This is a genomic window from Larkinella humicola (assembly GCF_008727875.1).
Taxonomy (GTDB): Bacteria; Bacteroidota; Bacteroidia; order Cytophagales; family Spirosomataceae; genus Larkinella; species Larkinella humicola.
Map to the genome: position 1 here is coordinate 567,553 of NZ_VTWS01000005.1, position 18,782 is coordinate 586,334.

At 52.3% G+C, this 18,782-nt stretch carries 8 protein-coding genes; 5 read left to right on the forward strand and 3 right to left on the reverse strand.

Annotation, left to right across the window (positions count from 1 at the left end):
* Nucleotides 1–3: 3 nt before the first annotated feature.
* Nucleotides 4–2,388, reverse strand: coding sequence for an ABC transporter permease (locus F0P93_RS21145; protein ID WP_150879635.1), 2,385 nt, complete (start codon nt 2,386–2,388; stop codon nt 4–6).
* Between the two features lie 337 nt (nt 2,389–2,725).
* On the opposite strand from F0P93_RS21145, the gene F0P93_RS21150 reads away from it, so the two are divergent.
* The 5 genes from F0P93_RS21150 (at nt 2,726) to F0P93_RS21170 (ending at nt 14,194) form a co-directional block, all read left to right on the forward strand.
* On the forward strand, nt 2,726–3,064 hold the full coding sequence (locus F0P93_RS21150) for a PadR family transcriptional regulator (RefSeq protein WP_114409941.1): 339 nt from the start codon (nt 2,726–2,728) through the stop codon (nt 3,062–3,064).
* 123 nt (nt 3,065–3,187) lie between these two features.
* Nucleotides 3,188–5,851, forward strand: a complete 2,664-nt coding sequence (locus tag F0P93_RS21155) for an ABC transporter permease (protein ID WP_150879637.1) — start codon at nt 3,188–3,190, stop codon at nt 5,849–5,851.
* 102 nt (nt 5,852–5,953) lie between these two features.
* Entirely contained in the window at nt 5,954–8,608 is a 2,655-nt protein-coding gene (locus F0P93_RS21160) for a permease prefix domain 2-containing transporter (RefSeq protein WP_150879638.1), read from the forward strand.
* 113 nt (nt 8,609–8,721) lie between these two features.
* Entirely contained in the window at nt 8,722–11,394 is a 2,673-nt protein-coding gene (locus tag F0P93_RS21165) for an ABC transporter permease (RefSeq protein ID WP_150879640.1), read from the forward strand.
* A 142-nt stretch (nt 11,395–11,536) separates the two neighbouring features.
* Nucleotides 11,537–14,194: a permease prefix domain 2-containing transporter gene (locus F0P93_RS21170; RefSeq protein ID WP_150879642.1), complete on the forward strand. Its 2,658-nt coding sequence runs from the start codon at nt 11,537–11,539 to the stop codon at nt 14,192–14,194.
* 129 nt (nt 14,195–14,323) lie between these two features.
* Here the strand turns inward: F0P93_RS21170 and F0P93_RS21175 are convergent, their stop codons facing one another.
* Together F0P93_RS21175 and F0P93_RS21180 are read right to left on the reverse strand one after the other, a co-directional pair.
* On the reverse strand, nt 14,324–15,415 hold the full coding sequence (locus tag F0P93_RS21175; protein ID WP_150879644.1) for a hybrid sensor histidine kinase/response regulator: 1,092 nt from the start codon (nt 15,413–15,415) through the stop codon (nt 14,324–14,326).
* Nucleotides 15,416–15,452: 37 nt separating this feature from the next.
* On the reverse strand, nt 15,453–18,761 hold the full coding sequence (locus F0P93_RS21180) for a PAS domain S-box protein (protein WP_225309578.1): 3,309 nt from the start codon (nt 18,759–18,761) through the stop codon (nt 15,453–15,455).
* Nucleotides 18,762–18,782 lie beyond the last annotated feature (21 nt).

An 18,782-nucleotide genomic window follows, 5' to 3' on the forward strand; every position in this document is an offset into this window, starting at 1 on the left:
ACTCTATTCCGAACGAAGTGACTTCACCGGGTTGGCAATGGCGGCTTTGACGGATTGATACACCACTGTTATCCAGCAGATCAGTAGCGTCAGCACACACGCGACCACAAACACCCATATGCCGATGTCGGTTTTGTACGGAAAATGCTGTAGCCAGCGGTCCATCGAATACCAGGCGACCGGAATGGCAATCGGGAATGAGAACAGGACCAGCTTCGTAAAATCTTTGGAAAGCAGCAGCACTACGCTCGAAACCGACGCGCCCATCACTTTCCGAACGCCGATTTCCTTCACCCGCTGTTCGGTCGTGAATGTCGCCAAGCCAAATAAACCGAGGCAGGCAATCAGAATCGTCAGACCGGAGAACGCCGTAAAAATCCGGCCCCGCAGTTCGTCGGCTTTGTAGGCCGACTCGAAATCCTGGTCCAGAAACCGGTATTCAAACAGGCGATCCGGGTAAGTTTCGCGCCATTTCCGGCCAATGAATTCAACGGTTTGATCGGCATTTTTGGCATCGATTTTAATGTGAATCACCCCATTGTTCGGCCGATACAGCATAATCATCGGTTCGATGGGCATGTAGAGCGACTGCTGGTGAAAATCCTTCACCACGCCCACGACCTTAGCCTCCGGCGGAGCCGACTGACCGGCCTGCGGCAACCCGCCCAGCAACACTTTTTTGCCCAGCGGTTCTTTCCAGCCCATGCGTTTGACGGCGGCCTGGTTCACCAGCACACCATTGGACGTATCCGCCGGAATTTTATCCGAAAAAGCCCGGCCGGCAACCACTTTCATCCCCATCGTTTGCAGGTAATCGTGGTCGATACCCATCGGTTTGAAGCCCATTTCTTTCAGTCCGGCGTTGGATTCAATGCCGAAAATAACCCGCCCGCCAATGTTGCTGGTGGGCGACGAAGCCGTGGCCACGCTGCGGACGTTCGGATTGGCCAACAGGTCGCTGCGCAGCCGGTTGTAGCGGTCGCGGGGCTGGCGGTCCTGGTAATCGATGGTCAACACCTGCTCGCGGTTGTACCCCAGATCCTTGTCCCGCATGTAGTTCAATTGATCGTACACAATCCAGGTACAAATCAGCATGATCAGCGAAATGGCGAACTGAACCACCACCAGCGTTTTCCGGAAAAAACTGCCACCTTTGGCATTGAACGAGCCTTTCAGCACCGTGGCCGGTTCGAAGGACGACAGATAAAAAGCCGGGTAACTGCCGCTGATAAAACCGGTAAAAACGACAATGGAAAGGGCAATCAGCATGAACTGCGGCTGAATCAATTCCCGAAACTGAATCTCTTTTCCCGAAACCGAATTGAAAAACGGGAGCAGCAACGCCACAAACAGCAGACTCAGCAGGAGCGACAAAACCGTCATCAGCACCGACTCGGTCAGGAACTGGGCCATCAGGGCACTCCGGAGCGAGCCCATCACTTTCCGCAGCCCCACTTCCTTCGAGCGTTTGGCCGAGCGGGCCGTTGCCAGGTTCATGTAATTGATGCTGGCCAAGAGCAACATGAAAAAGGCGACGGCGCTGAAAATGTAGACGTAACTGATATCGCCGTTGGCTTCGCCGTCGAGTTTGGAGTACAGGTGAATGCTCGTCAGCGGCTGCAACTGGTACGTAATCTTGATGCCCATCCGCTTGAAGATCGACGCCATGTTTTTGTCGTACAGTTGCGGAAACTTGCTTTCCAATATGCTGGTGTCGAAGTTTTTCGGCAAAACCAGGTAGCTGACGATGTAAAAACCGCCCCAGCCGTCGGCCTTCCGCTCGTTCGGGCTCAGCGACAGCAGCGCGTTGAACGTAAAATGCGAGTTTCGGGGCACGTCTTCAATGACGCCCGTGACCTGATACGAAGTCGTGTCGTTGGTACGCAGCGTCTGCCCCAGGGCAGTACCTTCACCAAAGAATTTCCGGGCGGTTTTCTCGGTCAGCACCACGCTGCCGGGCCGGGCCAAAGCGGTTTTGGGGTCGCCCTCGATAAATTTGTGGGTAAAGACGTCGAATACCGTGGAGTCAGCCGCGTAGACCTCTTCTTCGTAAAACCGCTTCTCACCCTGCCGGAAGGCCACCCGGCCGTTGGGAAAAAACCGCACGTAGTTTTCCACGAAGGGATAGTCCCGTTTCAGTGAGGTCACCAGGGGCGGCTGCGTGCTCTGCCACTTGTTGATTTTGTCGGGTTCGGTGATGTACGAGACGATGCGGTAAATCTGGTCGGCTTTTTTGTGGTACCGGTCGAAACTCAACTCATCGGTAACGTAGAGCAACAGCAACAGGCCGCAGGTGACCCCGATGGTCAGGCCCAGAATATTGATCAGGCTGTAGAATTTGTCCTTCAGTATATTCCGCCAGGCGATGGTCAGGTAGTTTTTCAGCATAGGTCCAGTTAGAAAAGCGGTTCGGTTGCCTTGGGTCGCTCAACTTCCATGCCGAGCCTATTATATCACTGACTAACAGTATTTTACAAAATGATTTCTTCTTTCTTTGTCCGAAATCGTACAATCGTTTGTCCGCCGATGTACAGGGCTTCGGCCTTCATCACGCCACCGGCGCCTGCTCGTCATCCGGCTTGTCCGTTTTGGTACGTCACAATGTCCAAAACCGGACACGTTTCCCATCCGGCTTATCTAAAATCCGCGTTTAACGGCTGTTAAAGCGGTTTTCTATCAATTGGCATTGCATTTGATCGGCATTATCGTATCATATCACTGCGCCATGAAAAGGGCTTTTTTAGGAGAATTTGAAGAGGTGGTTTTGTTGACGGTGGCCGTGCTGGACGAAAGCGCGTACGGCGTGACCGTTACGCAGGAAATCGAACAAAAAACCGGGCGGGCGGTGGGCTTCAGCACGGTTCATACGACGCTGCAACGGCTGGAAGAAAAAGGATACCTGTCGTCGAAAATGAGCGGAGCCACGGCCGAGCGCGGTGGTCGTCGGAAGCGGTTTTTCACGGTGACTGCCGCTGGTCGCAAAGCACTCATGGAAGTGAAAAGCATCCGTGAGCAGTTGTGGGATGCCCTGCCTCCGCAGACGTTGCAGTTGATGGGAGGATAACTGATGAAAAATGAATAACGAATATTGAATATTGAACACTGAATATCGAAATCAAACACCAGAATCCGGAGCACTCACTTCGTTATTCTCTATTCAGTGTTCATTATTCGATATTAAAACCTTATGAAACCACCAACCCCAAAACCGCCCCGCTGGGCCACCTCCCTGCTCGACTGGCTGGGTGATCCCAACACCGTCGAAGAGGTCCAGGGGGATTTGCTGGAACTGTATGCGTATTGGGTGAAAACCGTTGGTGAACGGAAAGCCGATTGGCGGTATGTCCTGAGTGCGTTGAAATTGTTGCGGCCGCTGGCCAACCGAAAAAAAGCCGAGTCGAATCCATTTTTCCTACATCCTGCTATGGTACGAAACTATTTCAAAATTGCCCTCCGCAATCTGCTCAAACACAAAGGGTATTCGGGTATCAACATGGGAGGATTGGCGGTAGGGATGGCGGTGGCCCTGTTGACGGGTCTCTGGATTTACGATGAATTATCGTTTAACCGGTATCACCAGCATTACGACCGCATTGCCCTGGTAATGCAGAATCAGGTGGTAAATGGCGAACTGCACACGTCGCAATCCCTGCCGTATCCGTTTATTCAGGAACTGAAAAGTAACTACAGCAGTCCCTTTAAACACATCGTAACCGCAACGCATCTGGACGATCACATTTTAACGGCAGGTGAAACGAAGCTCTCGAAACGAGGGCAATTCATTGGCGCCGAAGCCCCGGAAATGCTGACGTTGAAGATGGTAGAAGGCACCCGGGCGGGTTTGCAGGACCCCCAATCCATTCTACTGTCGGCTTCAACGGCGAAAGCCCTGTTCGGCAACGCTGATCCAATCAATAAACCGGTGAAAATCAATACAGATTGGCTGGTAAAAGTGACCGGAGTATATGAAGATTTACCCCAAAATACCCAGTTCCATGATGCGCAGTTTCTGGCGTCCTGGGAATATTTTGTGGCCAATAACCGGTATATGAGAGACAAAAAATGGGATAACCACGCCCTTTTAATTTACGTGGAAATTCAGCCGAATACTGACTTTGACAAGGCCACGGCGACCATCAAAGACTCTGAACTGAACGCCATTCGGCACCTTGAGAGTATGAAGGAAGAAGCCGCAACCCGGCCGCAAATGTGGCTGCATCCGATGCGCGACTGGCATTTGTATTCGGATTTCAAAAACGGTGTGGTTGGGAAAGGGCCGGTTCAATACGTCTGGATGGTGGGCCTGATCGGTTTTTTCGTGCTGCTGTTGGCCTGCATCAATTTCATGAACCTCTCGACGGCCCGCTCCGAAAAACGCGCCAAGGAAGTGGGCATCCGGAAAACCGTCGGTTCGCGTCGTTCCCAGTTGATGGGTCAGTTTTTCAGCGAATCCCTGCTGGTGGTTTTCCTGTCCTTTCTGATTGCCCTGCTGCTGGCGACGGTTTCGTTGCCGTGGTTCAATAACCTGGCCGCCAAGCAGATGACGATTCCCTGGGCGAATGGCTATTTTGGGTTGTTCTGCCTTGGTTTCATTGGGATAACGGGTTTCCTGGCGGGCAGCTATCCGGCCTTGTATTTGACTTCGTTTCAGCCCATTCAGGTCCTGAAGGGGGGTGGATCGGCGCGGTTGCAGCGGGGTCGGTCGGCTTCCATACCCCGCCAGATTCTGGTAGTGACGCAGTTCACGGTTTCCATTGCGCTGATCATCAGCACCCTGGTCGTTTACCGGCAGATTCAGTTTGCGAAAAGCCGTCCGGTCGGTTACGCCCGCGACGGGTTGTTGCTGGTGCCGATGCAGTCGGACGATTTTTACGGAAAAACTGCGTTGCTGCGAAATGAACTGAAAAACACCGGCGTGGTGAGCGAAGTGGCCGAGTCGCAAAGCCCGATTACGGGTGTCTGGTCGTCGAATGAGGGATTTAGCTGGAAAGGCATGCCGCCCGGTTTGAACGAGCGATTTGCTACGCTAACGGTTTCGCCCGAATACGCCGAAACCGTCGGCTGGCAATTTAGTGGGGGCCGGAATTTCTCGAAAGAACTGGCGTCCGATTCCGCCGGGTTTATCATTAACGAAACAGCCGCCAAACTGCTGGGTTTTCGGCAACCCGTGGGCGAATTCGTCCGCTGGAAGAGCCAATGGATGACCAACAATGTGGAAAAACAATTCCGGATTTTGGGGGTGGTGAAAGACATGGTGATGGAGTCGCCCTTCAAGCCGATCAAACCCACGGTTTTCTTCCTGTTTGGCTCGCCCAACTGGATCAACATCAAAATCAGGCCCGGAGCTGATGCCGGCAACGCGCTATCCCAAATTGAAGCGGTATTTAAAAAGCTGATTCCGGCAGCCCCGTTTGAGTACAAATTTGCTGATGAAGAATATGACGCCAAGTTCCGGGCCGAAGAACGGATTGGCAAGCTGGCGACCTTCTTTGCGGTTTTGGCCATCTTTATTTCCTGCCTGGGTTTGTTTGGGCTGGCGTCGTTCGTGGCTGAGCAGCGCACCAAGGAGATTGGCGTGCGGAAAGTGATGGGCGCATCGGTGCTCAACCTGTGGCGTTTGTTGTCGAAAGACTTCATGGTATTGGTCTTGCTTGCCTTCGGGATTGCCACGCCCGTCGCTGCGTATTTCCTCCGTAGCTGGTTGCAGCAGTACGACTACCGCACCGAGCTTTCCTGGTGGATTTTTGCCGCATCGGGTGTCGGCGCGCTGGTGATTACGTTGCTAACCGTCAGTTTCCAGAGCATCAAAGCCGCTTTGATGAATCCGGTGAAAAGTCTGCGAAGTGAGTGAAAAATAAATAACGAATATCGAATAATGAACACCAAATAACGAAGAGGCTTCGCCGACGTCCAACCTTCGATATTCGACGTTCAGTATTCGATATTAAAAAACATGGAGCCAGCCAAAACGCCAGATCATCCAAACCGAAACATTGGACCGCCACCCCGCTGGGCTACCACCCTCCTCGACTGGCTGGGTGATCCCAACACCGTCGAAGAAGTCCAGGGCGACTTGCTGGAACTCTTCACGTACTGGGTTGAAACTGTGGGAGAACGAAAAGCCCGCTGGCGGTATGGCCTGAGTGTTTTGAAGTTGTTGCGGCCATTAGCCAAACGAAAAGAACGGTATTCAACCCCATTTTCCCTGAGTCCTGCTATGCTACGGAATTACCTGAAAATCGCTTTTCGAAATCTGGTTAAGAGCAAAGTGTACAGCGCCCTGACATTATTGGGACTAGCTGCCGGTATGACATGCGCTATTCTGCTGGGTCTGTATGTTCACGACGAATTGAACTACGACCATTATCACAAGCACGCGGAGCGGATTTTTCGGGTCAATCAATACATCAAATGGTCCGATAATGAATACAAACTGGGCATCACATCGGCCCCGATGGGACCCGCTTTGCAACAGGAATACCCGGAAGTTAACAACATACTGCGCGTAAAAAAGAGCAACGAAACCCTGTTTCGGGCGGGCGAAAAAGTCCTGTATGCGAAGAATGTTATTTACGCCGACTCGACGCTATTTACCTTTTTCGATTATGAATTTATTCAGGGCACCCCCCAAACTGCCTTCCTCAACCGCAATAGCGTGGTTCTGACGCAAAAACTGGCGGTCAATCTCTTCGGCAGGACGGATGGCTTACTGGGCACCGTTATCCAGGTAAAAGATCATCTACCGGTTATGGTTGCTGGAGTGATCAGGGACGTACCCACCAACCACCACTTGAAATTTGAGGCCATTCTGCCGTATGCGAATGAAGCCATCAGCGGTATCAATCCGGGCAAGTGGGATAGCTTCAACTCGATGGTGTATGTCCTGCTAAACCGGGCGGATGAGCAACGGAAGTTGGAAGCCAAAATGCCCGCTTTTTATAAAAAACACATCGCCCAGGCTCTTAAAGACGATGGCGGAAACAAAGTCAAATTCGATATCACTTTTCAACCGGTAACGGATATCCACCTTCGGTCAACGCATTTGATGGGTGAAGAGAATGGCGGTAACATGGCGTACGTCTACACGTTTTCGGCCATTGGGTTATTCATCCTGCTGATTGCGGTTGTCAACTACATCAACCTGGCAACCGCCCGGTCGGCCGGTCGGGCAAAAGAAATTGGCATTCGGAAAGCCATCGGGTCACTTCGCTTGCAGCTTCTGGGGCAGTTTCTGGCCGAATCCATTCTGTCGTCGTTTCTGGCTTTATTCTTCAGTCTGCTCCTGTTGTATATGCTTTTGCCACTTTTCAATCAACTGACGGACAAGTCGTTGACGCTCGCTCTGTGGAATGGACAAACCGGTTTTCAACTCATCGGTTTTGCGCTGGTCATCGGTCTGGTCAGCGGCCTTTACCCGGCTTTCATTCTCTCCCGCTTCAAACCAGCCGTGGTCTTGAAAGGGAGCTTTACGGCCGGCGGAAAAGGCGCGTTGCTGCGGCAGTCGCTGGTGGTGGTTCAGTTTACGATTTCGATGGTCATGATGGTGGGGACGATCATCGTTTATCGCCAGTTGCAGTTTATGCGGCACACCCAACTGGGGCTCAATCAGGAGCAGGTACTCACCATTCCGCTCAAAGTGCCTTCCGCTCAAAAGTCGGGCATTGTGCTCAAAAGTAAATTACTGCAAAACCCCATGATCAAAGGAGCCAGCCTGACCAACGGCACGGTGGGGAGCGAAATGAACAACAAGAGTGCTTTCACTTTTTATGTGGGAGGCACCGAACAGAGTGTAAGCACGGAACACTTTTCGATTGACCACGACTTTCTCAGTGTCTTGCAGATCAAGCTAAAAGAGGGTCGTAATTTTTCACCGGATCTGGCCAGCGATTCGACCGGAGCGGTTCTGGTCAATGAAGCGATGCTCAAGCGCCTGGGTTGGAAAAACCGTACGGCCGGACTCGTTGAGCTGGGTTCGAGAAAAATACCGATCGCGGGTGTTATCCGGGATTTCCACCTGCATTCACTGCACAACAAAATCGAACCGCTGGTGCTGGTTTTACACCCGGATCGGGGCGATAACCTGCTGGTTCGGGTGATGCCCCGGAACATCCCGGCTGCGCTGGCGTATGTGAAGACGGTTTATGAGGAGGTCAATCCCAATCAGCCGTTCGAATACACGTTTCTGGATCAGACATTCGCCGAACAATACCGCTCCGATGAGCAGAAAGGAGGACTCTTTCTGGGCTTTTCGGGCATGGCCATCTTCATTGCCTGCCTGGGTCTGTTCGGGCTCGCAACGTTCACGGCGGAGCAGCGCACCAAAGAAATTGGCGTCCGGAAAGTGCTGGGCGCGTCGGTCGCCAGCATCGTGGCCCTGCTGTCGAAAGACTTCCTGAAACTGGTGGGCATCGCCATCCTGATTGCGTCGCCCATTGCCTGGTACGGCATGAACCGCTGGCTACAGGATTTTGCCTACAAAATCGATCTGGAATGGTGGGTATTTGCCCTGGCGGGTTTGGTGGCGATTGGCATTGCCTTATTAACCGTCAGCTTCCAAAGTATCAAAGCCGCGTTGATGAATCCGGTGAAGAGTTTGCGTTCGGAATGAAAAGTTAATGAATGATAAATATCAAATGATGAATGTAAAATGATAAAGGGCGAATGCAGCCGGAATACTTTATCATTTTACATTCATCATTTAACATTTGATATTGAAAAAACATGGAGCCTATCAAACGGCCAGATCATCCAAACCGAAACGTCGGACCGCCACCCCGCTGGGCCACCACCCTTCTCGGCTGGCTGGGCGATCCCAACACCGTCGAGGAGGTCCAGGGCGATTTGCTGGAACTGTATGCGTATTGGGTGAAAACCGTGGGGATGCGGAAAGCGCGCTGGCGGTATAACCTGAGTGTTTTAAAGTTGTTGCGGCCACGGGCCAAACGAAAACCATCTGCTGAGTACCCTTCACCTTTTTTACTGCGTCCTGACATGATCCGGAATTATTTGAAAATCGCCCTCCGAAACCTCGCCAAAAGCAAAGGGTATTCATTTATCAACATCGCCGGGCTGGCTGCGGGCCTGGCGTGTACGGTCGTGATTTTTCTGGTGATCAGGCACGAAACCAGCTACGACCGGAACCACACCAACGGAAGCCGGATTTACCGCGTTGAAACCGAAAATACCAAAGAGAAACACACCTATCCGGGTACCTATACCGGCATGGCGAACGCTTTACAAACGGATGTCCCCGAAGCAGAACTCGTCGTTCCGCTGTTCAAGGTCAGGGGAAGCACCTTTGCCGTTCCCTCGACCGACAAACGGTTTAAGGAATCGTTCCTATTTGCCGACAACAGGCTATTTCATTTACTGAACTATCAGTGGCTTGCGGGCAATGCCCGGACGGCTCTCTCGCAACCCAACACCGTTGTCTTAAGCCGGTCGTATGCCGAAAAGTATTTTGGTACCACGGACGTCCTCAACAAAACCCTTCAACTCGACAACAAACAGGATTTGATGGTGGCCGGTGTGCTGGAAGATCAGCCGTCCACATCCAGTTTTCCGTTCGATATGCTGGTTTCGTTTTCCACCCTCAAAAACACCAGTCCAGATTTCGATTTGAATAACTGGAACGGATGGGGCGACAATTTCCAGGTGTTTGTGTTGCTAAAAAAAGACATTGACCCCGCGCAACTGAACAAACGGTTTCGGTCGATCATACTCAAATACATGGATAAAGAAGCGCTGTCCACCAAAAACTTTTTGCTGACCCCCTTATCCCAACTCCATTACAGCAGCAACCTGAGCGGTCGGACGGCCAACCTCAGTTTACTCAAGACCCTGTCATTCGTTAGCGTGCTGGTGCTGCTGATTGCCTGCTTCAACTTCATTAACCTCAGCACCGCCCAGGCATTCAAACGGGCGAAAGAGGTTGGCATTCGCAAAGCGGTGGGCAGTAACCGCTGGTCGCTGGTCTATCAGTTTCTGACGGAAGCCGGGCTGATTACGTTTCTGGCGGTTTTGCTAGCCATCCTGCTCGCACAAATTACCCTCTCGACCGTCGCTGGTATGCTGGCGGTTCCCCTTGCCACCTCGGATTTGTTCTCGTGGCAAACCGGTTTGTTTGCTTTCATCCTGGCGGGCCTGACTACGTTGCTGGCGGGCGTTTATCCGGCGTTCCGGCTGTCGGGCATGGCACCGATCTGGGCGTTGAAAAACAATACGCTGACGCAGAGAAAGCAGTGGTTTTCGTTGCGGCAGGGTTTGGTTGTCGTTCAGTTTACGGTTTCGCTGATTCTCATCAGCAGTGCGCTATTGATCAACCAGCAGCTTACTCTCTTCCGAAACGCGGATCTGGGTTTTAATAAAGCGGCCATTATTACCGTCGGATTACCCGAAAACAAACCCGAAAAACTACAAGCCCTTCGCCATCAACTGGTCGGGTCTTCGCAGATCAAGGACGTCAGTTTCTCGTTCAACAGCGCATCCGCAGAAAGCAACTGGATGCAGAGCATGCAATACCGAAAAGGTACCAAAGCCATCGACATCAGGACCCAGACGAAAATGGGCGATTCCCGTTACCTGGATACCTACGGCATCCCATTGCTGGCCGGGGAAAAACTCAGGGATACCGATACCTCTTCCGCGTCGCTCAAAGTCATCGTCAATGAGATTTTCCTGAACCGATCGGGCATTAGCCGACCCGCCGAGGCCATTGGACAGAAAGTCTATTTTGGAGACGGTCAGGAGTTCGCCACGATTGTTGGCGTAACCAAAAACTTCAATGTCAACTCACTGCACCAGAAAATCGACCCGACACTGATTATGGTCGTACCAAAGAATTTTTATCAGGCGGGTATCAAACTGCAAAGCGAGAAGCCAACCGCCGAAACCGTACAGGCGGCTTTGGCACACATTGAAAAAGTCTGGACAGCCACGTTCCCGAACCAGGTGTTTGAGTATAGTTTCCTGGACGAAACCCTGGCGCAGGCCTACAAGTCGGAAACCCGGACGGCACAACTCATTGATGCATCGACGTTTCTGGCGGTTTTGATTGCCTGTCTCGGTTTGTTCGGTCTGGCCACGTTTACTGCCGAGCAGCGCACCAAAGAAATCGGCGTTCGTAAAGTACTGGGCGCATCCGTAGCCAGCATTATTACGCTGCTCTCCAGAGACTTCCTGAAACTGATTCTGATTGCCATCGTTCTGGCGTCACCGATTGCCTGGTACGCCATGAACCAATGGCTACAGAATTTTGAGTTCAAGATTGAGATCAGGTGGTGGGTATTTGCACTGACGGGCCTGCTGATGGCGGGAATCGCCCTGCTGACCGTCAGTTTCCAGAGCATCAAAGCGGCTTTGATGAATCCGGTGAAGTCACTGCGTTCGGAATGAAAAGCTAATGAATGATAAATATCAAATGATGAATGTAAAATGATAAAGGGCGGATGCAGCCCGGATCCCTTATCATTCGTCCCCGCGCGGGTGGCCACTTTATGAGTTTACATTCATCATTTAACATTTGATATTCAAAAACATGAAGCCCATCAAACGGCCAGATCATCCAAACCGAAACGTCGGACCGCCACCCCGCTGGGCCACCACCCTGCTCGGCTGGCTGGGCGATCCCAATACGGTGGAAGAGGTGCAGGGTGATTTGCTGGAACTGTATGCGTATTGGGTGAAAACCGTGGGCGAGCGTAAAGCGCGCTGGCGGTATACTCTGAGTATCTTGAAGTTATTGCGGCCACTGGCCAAACGAAAACCATCAAACGACTATTCCCAACCTTTTTTCCTGAGTCCTGCTATGATCCGGAATTACTTCAAAATCGCCATACGGAACCTTTTCAAACAGAAGGTTTACAGTGCATTCAATCTGGTTGGCCTGGCGTTGGGCATTTCGTGCGGATTGCTGCTGACGCTGCACATCAAGGAAGAACTTAGTTACGAGAAGGGGTTTCCGAATCACGACCGGATTTACCGGGTAGTCTCCACGGAATGGTCGAAGTCCTCTCCCCCATTGGCGGGTGAAATGAAGCCCTTTTTTCCGGATATCGAACACATCACCCGGTTTGCCAGCCGGGGAACGCAGGTTGTCAATTCGGAATTCAACGAGCAGGGCGAAAGCACCGGTTTTTATGCCGATTCGTCGGCGGTCCCGGTTTTCAGCCTTAAACGGGTTGCCGGCGATCCGGTTCGGGCACTGGCCGAGCGTTCCTCCATCGTCATTTCCCGCAAGATGGCCGAAAAGTTTTTCGGGAAACGAGACCCGGTTGGCCGGAAACTGATTTTCGACAACAAAGAAGAATTGCGGGTGAATGCCGTCATCGAAGAGCTGCCCGAAAATAGCCATTTGAAATTTGACTACCTGGTTTCGATGCCGACTTTTTATAAAGACGTACCAGAAAACGCGACGAATAACAAAGGCTGGATGTTTGGCTGGACGTACGTTTTGTTTCGGGACAAAGCCGGGGTAGCCAAAGCCGAAAAACGGCTACTGGATTTTTTTAAGCAGTATTATGGCGGATGGCCAAAAGACGAAATGGATGGAATAATGGAATTCGCCAAAACCGTTCGTTTTCAGCCGCTGACCGACATTCACCTGAAGTCGAATCTGATTCAGGAAATGGGTCCCAACAGCAACATTCTCTACATCTATGTTTTCCTGGCAGTCGAAATTCTGATCCTGGTGATTGCCTGCGTCAATTTTATCAACCTCTTTACGACCCAGGCACTGAAACGGGCGAAGGAAGTGGGCATGCGGAAAGTGCTGGGGGCGCGCAAGATGCAGGTGGTCGGGCAGTTTCTGGGCGAAGCGTTTATTCTGACGATACTGGCCAGTCTGATGGCGGTTTTTCTGTACGAAATTGCCCTGCCTTTTTACAACGACATCGCCGGAAAGCAGGTCTCCGGCTGGGAAATCGCCCGGCCCGAAAATTTGATAATCATCGGCCTGATTGTGCTTTTTGTCGGATTGCTATCCGGTTTATTTCCGTCGCTGTTCATCGCCCGGTTTGAGCCCATTACATCGCTAAAAGCGGATAAACTGCCCAAATCCTCCGCCAATGCGTTGCGGAAAAGCCTGATCGTGGTGCAGTTTGTGGTGTCGGCGTTTCTGATTATTTCAACGGTTCTAATTTATCAGCAAATGAATCTGCTCCGAAACCAGCAACTCGGTTTCGACAAAGAGCAAGTGCTCGTGGTGAAGCTGTACGGAAAACTGAAAGAAAAACTACTGCTCAATCCCGATCTTTTTAAGAACGAAATCGCCCGAAATTCGGCGATTCTGGCCGTCGGGCAGTCGTCTAACCTCATCGGCGATGACTTGAGCGTGGAGTCGGTGACGCCCATAAATCCGCCCGCCGGAAAAGAATATCCTTCCGTAAAAGTAACCCGGGTCGATGCGGATTACCTGACCGTCCTGAATATAAAACTGAAAGAAGGCCGCAATTTTTCCCGCCAGTTCAACGACTCTGCTTCGTTCATCATCAACGAGAAAACCGCCCAGATCCTCGACCTGAAAAACCCCGTTGGTGCCTTCGTGGAAAATAAGTCGATGAACCTGAAGGGCAAGATCGTCGGCGTGATCCGGGATTACAATTTTGCGTCGCTACACAACCAGGTCGAACCCCTGGTGCTGGAATACAAACCGCAATGGACCGGGAATTTACTGGTAAAAATCAAGCCTGGAAATCCGCAGGAAACGATCGCTTTCCTGAAAAATACCGTCGAGAACCTGGCTCCCAACACGCTGTTCAGTTACAGCTTTCTGGACGAACGGATGGCGGCTTTGTACAGGAAAGAAGACCACATGAGCACGATCCTGAACGCGTTTTCCGGTCTGGCGATTGTGATTTCCTGCCTGGGCCTATTCGGCGTGGTTGCGCACGAATCCAAAATACGGACCAAAGAAATCGGGATTCGGAAGGTACTGGGAGCTTCCGTTGGCAGTCTGGTATCGCTACTTTCCGGCTCCTTTCTGAAACTTGTGATCATCGGTATTCTGATTGCCTCGCCGATTACGTGGTATGCAACCGATCAATGGTTACAGGGTTTTGCGTACAAAATTGACGTTCACTGGTGGATTTTTGGGCTGGCCGGGCTGGTCATCCTGGCCATTGCCCTGCTGACAGTTTCGTTGGTAAGCATCAAAGCCGCGCTGATGAATCCGGTAAAAAGTCTGCGAAGTGAATGAAAATTAAGGGAATAGCGAAGAGTGAATAATGAATAAGGAACACTGAATAGTGAATAACGAATATTGAATAACGAAGAGGCTTCGCCGACGTCCAACCTTCGTTATTCATTATTCACTATTCAATATTCACTATTCACTATTCACTCCTTGAAAAACAGCCATTACCGACGTCTCTCCCGTTGGCAGGCTTTCGATTTCGAGGGCATTTCCCGTTACTTCCAGCACTTTTTTAACGATGGCAAGACCCAGACCGGAGCCTTGCTGTTCGTAGCTCTTGCGGTCGAACTGGACGTACGGCGCAATGCGGGCGATGTCTTCCGGTTTGAACGGTTGTCCACGGTTTACAATCGTCAATCGGTAGGAATCGCCCTCCCGGTGACCCGTGATCCGAATGGGACTTGACCCATTGGAAAACTTGTGTGCATTGTCGATCAACTCATCCAGCACAATCCGCAGACCGGTTTCCGAAATACGAACCGGAGCTCCGGTCACCTCAATCTGATTCTGGATGATCTGATCGTGCCGCTCATTCACGGTCTGGATTTGCTGCCGGATCACCTCCGAATCCAGGTTTGCAACCCCATTGACAAACTCGGTGGAAGCCGGATTTTCCTGAAGATCTTCCATGAGCCGCAGGTTGTCCAGCGAACGTTTCAGCCGCAACCCACAGGTCTTGATCATGCCCAGCATCGACAGGCTATCTTCCTGATCGAATTCGTTGTAATGCTCCATCAGCAACGTAACGAAACCGAGAATGCCGCTCAGGGGGGTGTTGTATTCATGATTGGACATCCGGGTGATGGTCCGGCGGAGTTCTCCCAACCGACTTTGCAGATCGGACTCCCGCAGTGCTTCGCGCTGGAGACGGCTTTCGATGGCCAGCAACAGGCTTTCCAGCGTGAACGGTTTGGTGAGGTAATCATCGGCCCCCGAGATCATGCCCCGGCGCACATCGGCTTCCTCCGTTTTGGCCGTCAGAAAAATAAAAGGTACCGTTGCCAGCGAACGGTTGCTCCGAACCGCTTCCAGCACCTGGTATCCATCCATCTCCGGCATCATGATGTCGCACAGGATGAGGTCAGGCTGCGACACCATCGCCAGACTAATGCCCTCCCGCCCGTTGGGAGCCGATTCCACATCGTAGCCCTTCAGACTGAGTAAGGTGGTTACATTGTCCCGAATCGGGGTTTCGTCTTCAATCAGTACGATTCGCGTAGCCATAAAGGGTGGATTTTTAGTGGGAATGAACAGGCCGTGATTACGCCGATGGGATAGAATGACTGTCGGGTTCAATGGGCAACCGGATCGTAAACGTTGATCCCTGTGTTTCCTGGCTTTCGACGGTGAGCGTCCCCCCGTGAAGCTCTACAAACTGACGGGCAATCACCAGACCGAGTCCGGTGCCCTGAATGCTGGCGGTATTGCTAGCCCGGAAAAAGGTTTGAAAGAGCGACGAAAGCTCGGTAGCCGGGATGCCGATGCCTTCATCGGTGACCTCAATGACCAACGTCTGTTTCTCAAACCGGATCGCCAGACCGGGATTGGTTTTTGAAAATTTAAAGGCATTCGAAAGTAAATTAACCAAAACGTGGGTCATCAGCTTTTCATCCAGGTATGCGCGGGACGACGGCCCGACCAACGAAACACGGACGGTTCGCCCGTCGGGCTGATGGCTAAAATGACTGCCGATGATCTGCTGACACAACGCCAGCACATCGACCCAGCGGGGATTGAAAGCCACTTTGCCCGATTCAATCTTACCGATGGTGAGCATGTCTGAGAGCAGGCCGGTATAATTCTGAACCTGCTGCTGAATCACCCCCAAATAGTTTTTAATGGCCGGCCTGGCGGTTTCCGGCGGTTGTTCCAGATAGAGACGAATCAAATCGACACTGGTCTGGATCGTGGCCAGGGGCGTCCGGAATTCGTGCGACGCCGTCGAAACAACCTGCGACTTGAGCTTGCTGAGTTCCTGTTCGCGGGCCAGGGATTGCTGCAACACCAATTCCTTTTCTTTCTGGCTGGTGATGTCGTTGGCAATCCCGATATACCGAACCGGCACGCCCTGGCTGTCTTTCATGACGAACGTTCGGATCAGGAGCCACCGAATCGCCTGGTGCGTCCCTTTCACGCGGCATTGAACCGTCACTTCCTGCCCCTGCCGGTATTTTTCAAATTCGGCCAGCGTTGCGGCCCGGTCTTCTTCCAGAATCGTGTCCAGAAAAGAATGCTCGTTCCCGGGCACCTGCTGGCGTACAATCCCAAACACGCGCTCATACGCCGGATTGATATACAGCAACTTGAACGGCTCGACCGCGTGAATCCAGAAGACCTCATCCACGTTTTCGGCAATCTCGCGAAACCGCTGCTCGCTCTCCCGCAGGGCATCTTCGGCCAGTTTTCGCTGGGTAATATCACGGGCCGACCCGTATACCAGATTATCGATTCCAATGGCATTCCACTCGATGATCCGGTAGGTGCCGTCTTTTTTGCGAAACCGGTTAATCTGGTTGCGAACTGGTCGGTGCAGAATGCCTGTCAGCAGATTTTGAAAAACAAACTTCTGTTCATCGGGATGCAGCAAATGCAAAAACGGAATGGCCATCAACTCAGCTTCCGTATACCCCAGCGCAACCTGAAAAGCCTGGTTGATTTTCGATATATTGCCCTGGCTGTCGGAAATGCAGTGCATGTCCAGCGCCCCCACAAAGAAGGTGTTCAGCTCCCGGTTTTTCTGTTTCAGTTTTTCTTCAGCCGCCTTGAGCAACGAAATATCCGTCGCCATGCCCACATACCCCGTGATCTCGCCTTCTTCATTTTGCAGCGTGCTGGTGGTTAACAAAACCGGAAACCGCTTTCCGCCTTTGCCCTCAATCAGGCATTCGGTCTGAAAAAACCCCTGTTCTTGCAGGATCGGCTGAATCAGAAAAGTAGGCGGGGCACTGGGTAGTTCGGCCTGGTAGGTCAGAATGGGAACCGGTGCTTCGGAAACGTCAAAACGCGTCCTTGGGTGTCTTCCAATGAGTTCGTCGGCCCGGTAGCCCGACACCTGTTCAACGGCCGGATTCGCCGTCAGAACCACGCCCTGCGTATCGGTTGAGATGATGGCCTGCCCGGCATTTTTGAGGATGGCGTTTTGCAGTGCCAGGAGTTGTCCAATTTCCCGGGTTCGCTCCGCCACCCGTTGTTCGAGCTGTTCAGTATGCTGCTGAAGCTGTTCGTTGAGATGCTGCTGGTAAATAACGATGGCTAGCTGACTGGCCACCTCGCCGGCAATCTGGCGGTATTCTTCCGTAAAAAACCGGGGCGTGTGCGACAGCAGCACAAAAGCGCCGATGTATTGCTGCTGGCTGAACAGCGGAATAACGAGCAGCGACCGAAACCCCCGTTTATACAGGTTCAGTTCCGGCGGAATGCCCACAGAATCCGGTTGCAGGTGATCCAGCAGCCAGGATTGCCCACTCAGCAACGGTTCGACGTGAAACAGGTGGCTGGGCAATCCGGAAGCCGTTCGGGTAGCCCTTTCATTGCCCACCAGCCAGCTTTCCGCCTGCGCCAGTCCCGTCGCGTGGTTGAACCGAAAAACCACCAGTTGCTCGCACGGAACCAGTTCCCGGATGTGCAGAAGGGCGGCCGCTTCGGGGCCCTGTTCGGTCAAGCTCTGGTTGAGCAAGGCCCGTTCAATGGCCTGAAACCCCTGAAGCCGCTGGTTTGTCCGGGTTAATGCCTGATTGATTTGGTGCAGTTGTTCATTCTTTTGGTGCAGCAGATCGGCCTGCTCCCGCAGTGCCTGTTGCTGCTTTTGCAGGGGTGTATTGTCCAGATACGTCAGCAACACCCCGTCTCCGATCCGGGTCAGATGGCCTTCCACCCACAAATCCAGCCCATCGGCCTGGTAATGCGTTTCGTAGTGTTTGGGAATTCCGGTTTGTAACACCTCCACGAGTCGCCCCAAAGAACCCTGTTCGCGGGCCGAAGGGAAAATATCGAGGACGCTGCGGTTGATCAGTTGCTCAACGGAGAGACCCACCGTCCGGGCGTTGACCGGATTAGTTAAGACATAGCGAAAGTCCGTAACATTACCAGCCTCGTTCCGAACCGGATGAAACAACGTCAGGCCGGCCGGTAAATGTTCCACAATCGTTTTCAGCAACTGGGTTTGTTGCTCCAGCGCCAGTTGGGCTTGTTTGGACGCGGTAATATCGAGGGAGGTGATGATGATCCCTTCGTATTTTTTGCTCACCGTGACATCCACCCAGTTTATGTGGCTGCCAATCGGATGTGGCCTTTCAAAGCGCTGGGTGATGCCGGTTTCCCAGGCCTGAACGTACCGGCTAAATACGCCCGTATCGACAAAACTGGGAAAAACCTGGAGCATCGTCCTCTGACCAATCTCGCCGGGCGTCAGGGCCGACATCGTCAGGGCAGCATGATTCCCCCAAATGTAGCGAAAGTCGGCTACCTGGTCGTTCTGAAAAATAGGCTGGCAATACAACACCGCAACCGGGATGACATCCTGAAAACTCTCCAGTTGTTGTGCCCGAACGGTTTCGTCCTGAAAAATCATACACGCTGAGTACCCCATTTG

What these genes read in the sequence shown, in the direction of transcription:
- F0P93_RS21145 (WP_150879635.1), bottom strand. Translation starts at nt 2,388, where the DNA reads ATGCTGAAAAACTACCTGACCATCGCCTGGCGGAATATACTGAAGGAC.
- F0P93_RS21150 (WP_114409941.1), top strand. Translation starts at nt 2,726, where the DNA reads ATGAAAAGGGCTTTTTTAGGAGAATTTGAAGAGGTGGTTTTGTTGACG.
- F0P93_RS21155 (WP_150879637.1), top strand. Translation starts at nt 3,188, where the DNA reads ATGAAACCACCAACCCCAAAACCGCCCCGCTGGGCCACCTCCCTGCTC.
- F0P93_RS21160 (WP_150879638.1), top strand. Translation starts at nt 5,954, where the DNA reads ATGGAGCCAGCCAAAACGCCAGATCATCCAAACCGAAACATTGGACCG.
- F0P93_RS21165 (WP_150879640.1), top strand. Translation starts at nt 8,722, where the DNA reads ATGGAGCCTATCAAACGGCCAGATCATCCAAACCGAAACGTCGGACCG.
- F0P93_RS21170 (WP_150879642.1), top strand. Translation starts at nt 11,537, where the DNA reads ATGAAGCCCATCAAACGGCCAGATCATCCAAACCGAAACGTCGGACCG.
- F0P93_RS21175 (WP_150879644.1), bottom strand. Translation starts at nt 15,415, where the DNA reads ATGGCTACGCGAATCGTACTGATTGAAGACGAAACCCCGATTCGGGAC.
- F0P93_RS21180 (WP_225309578.1), bottom strand. Translation starts at nt 18,761, where the DNA reads ATGATTTTTCAGGACGAAACCGTTCGGGCACAACAACTGGAGAGTTTT.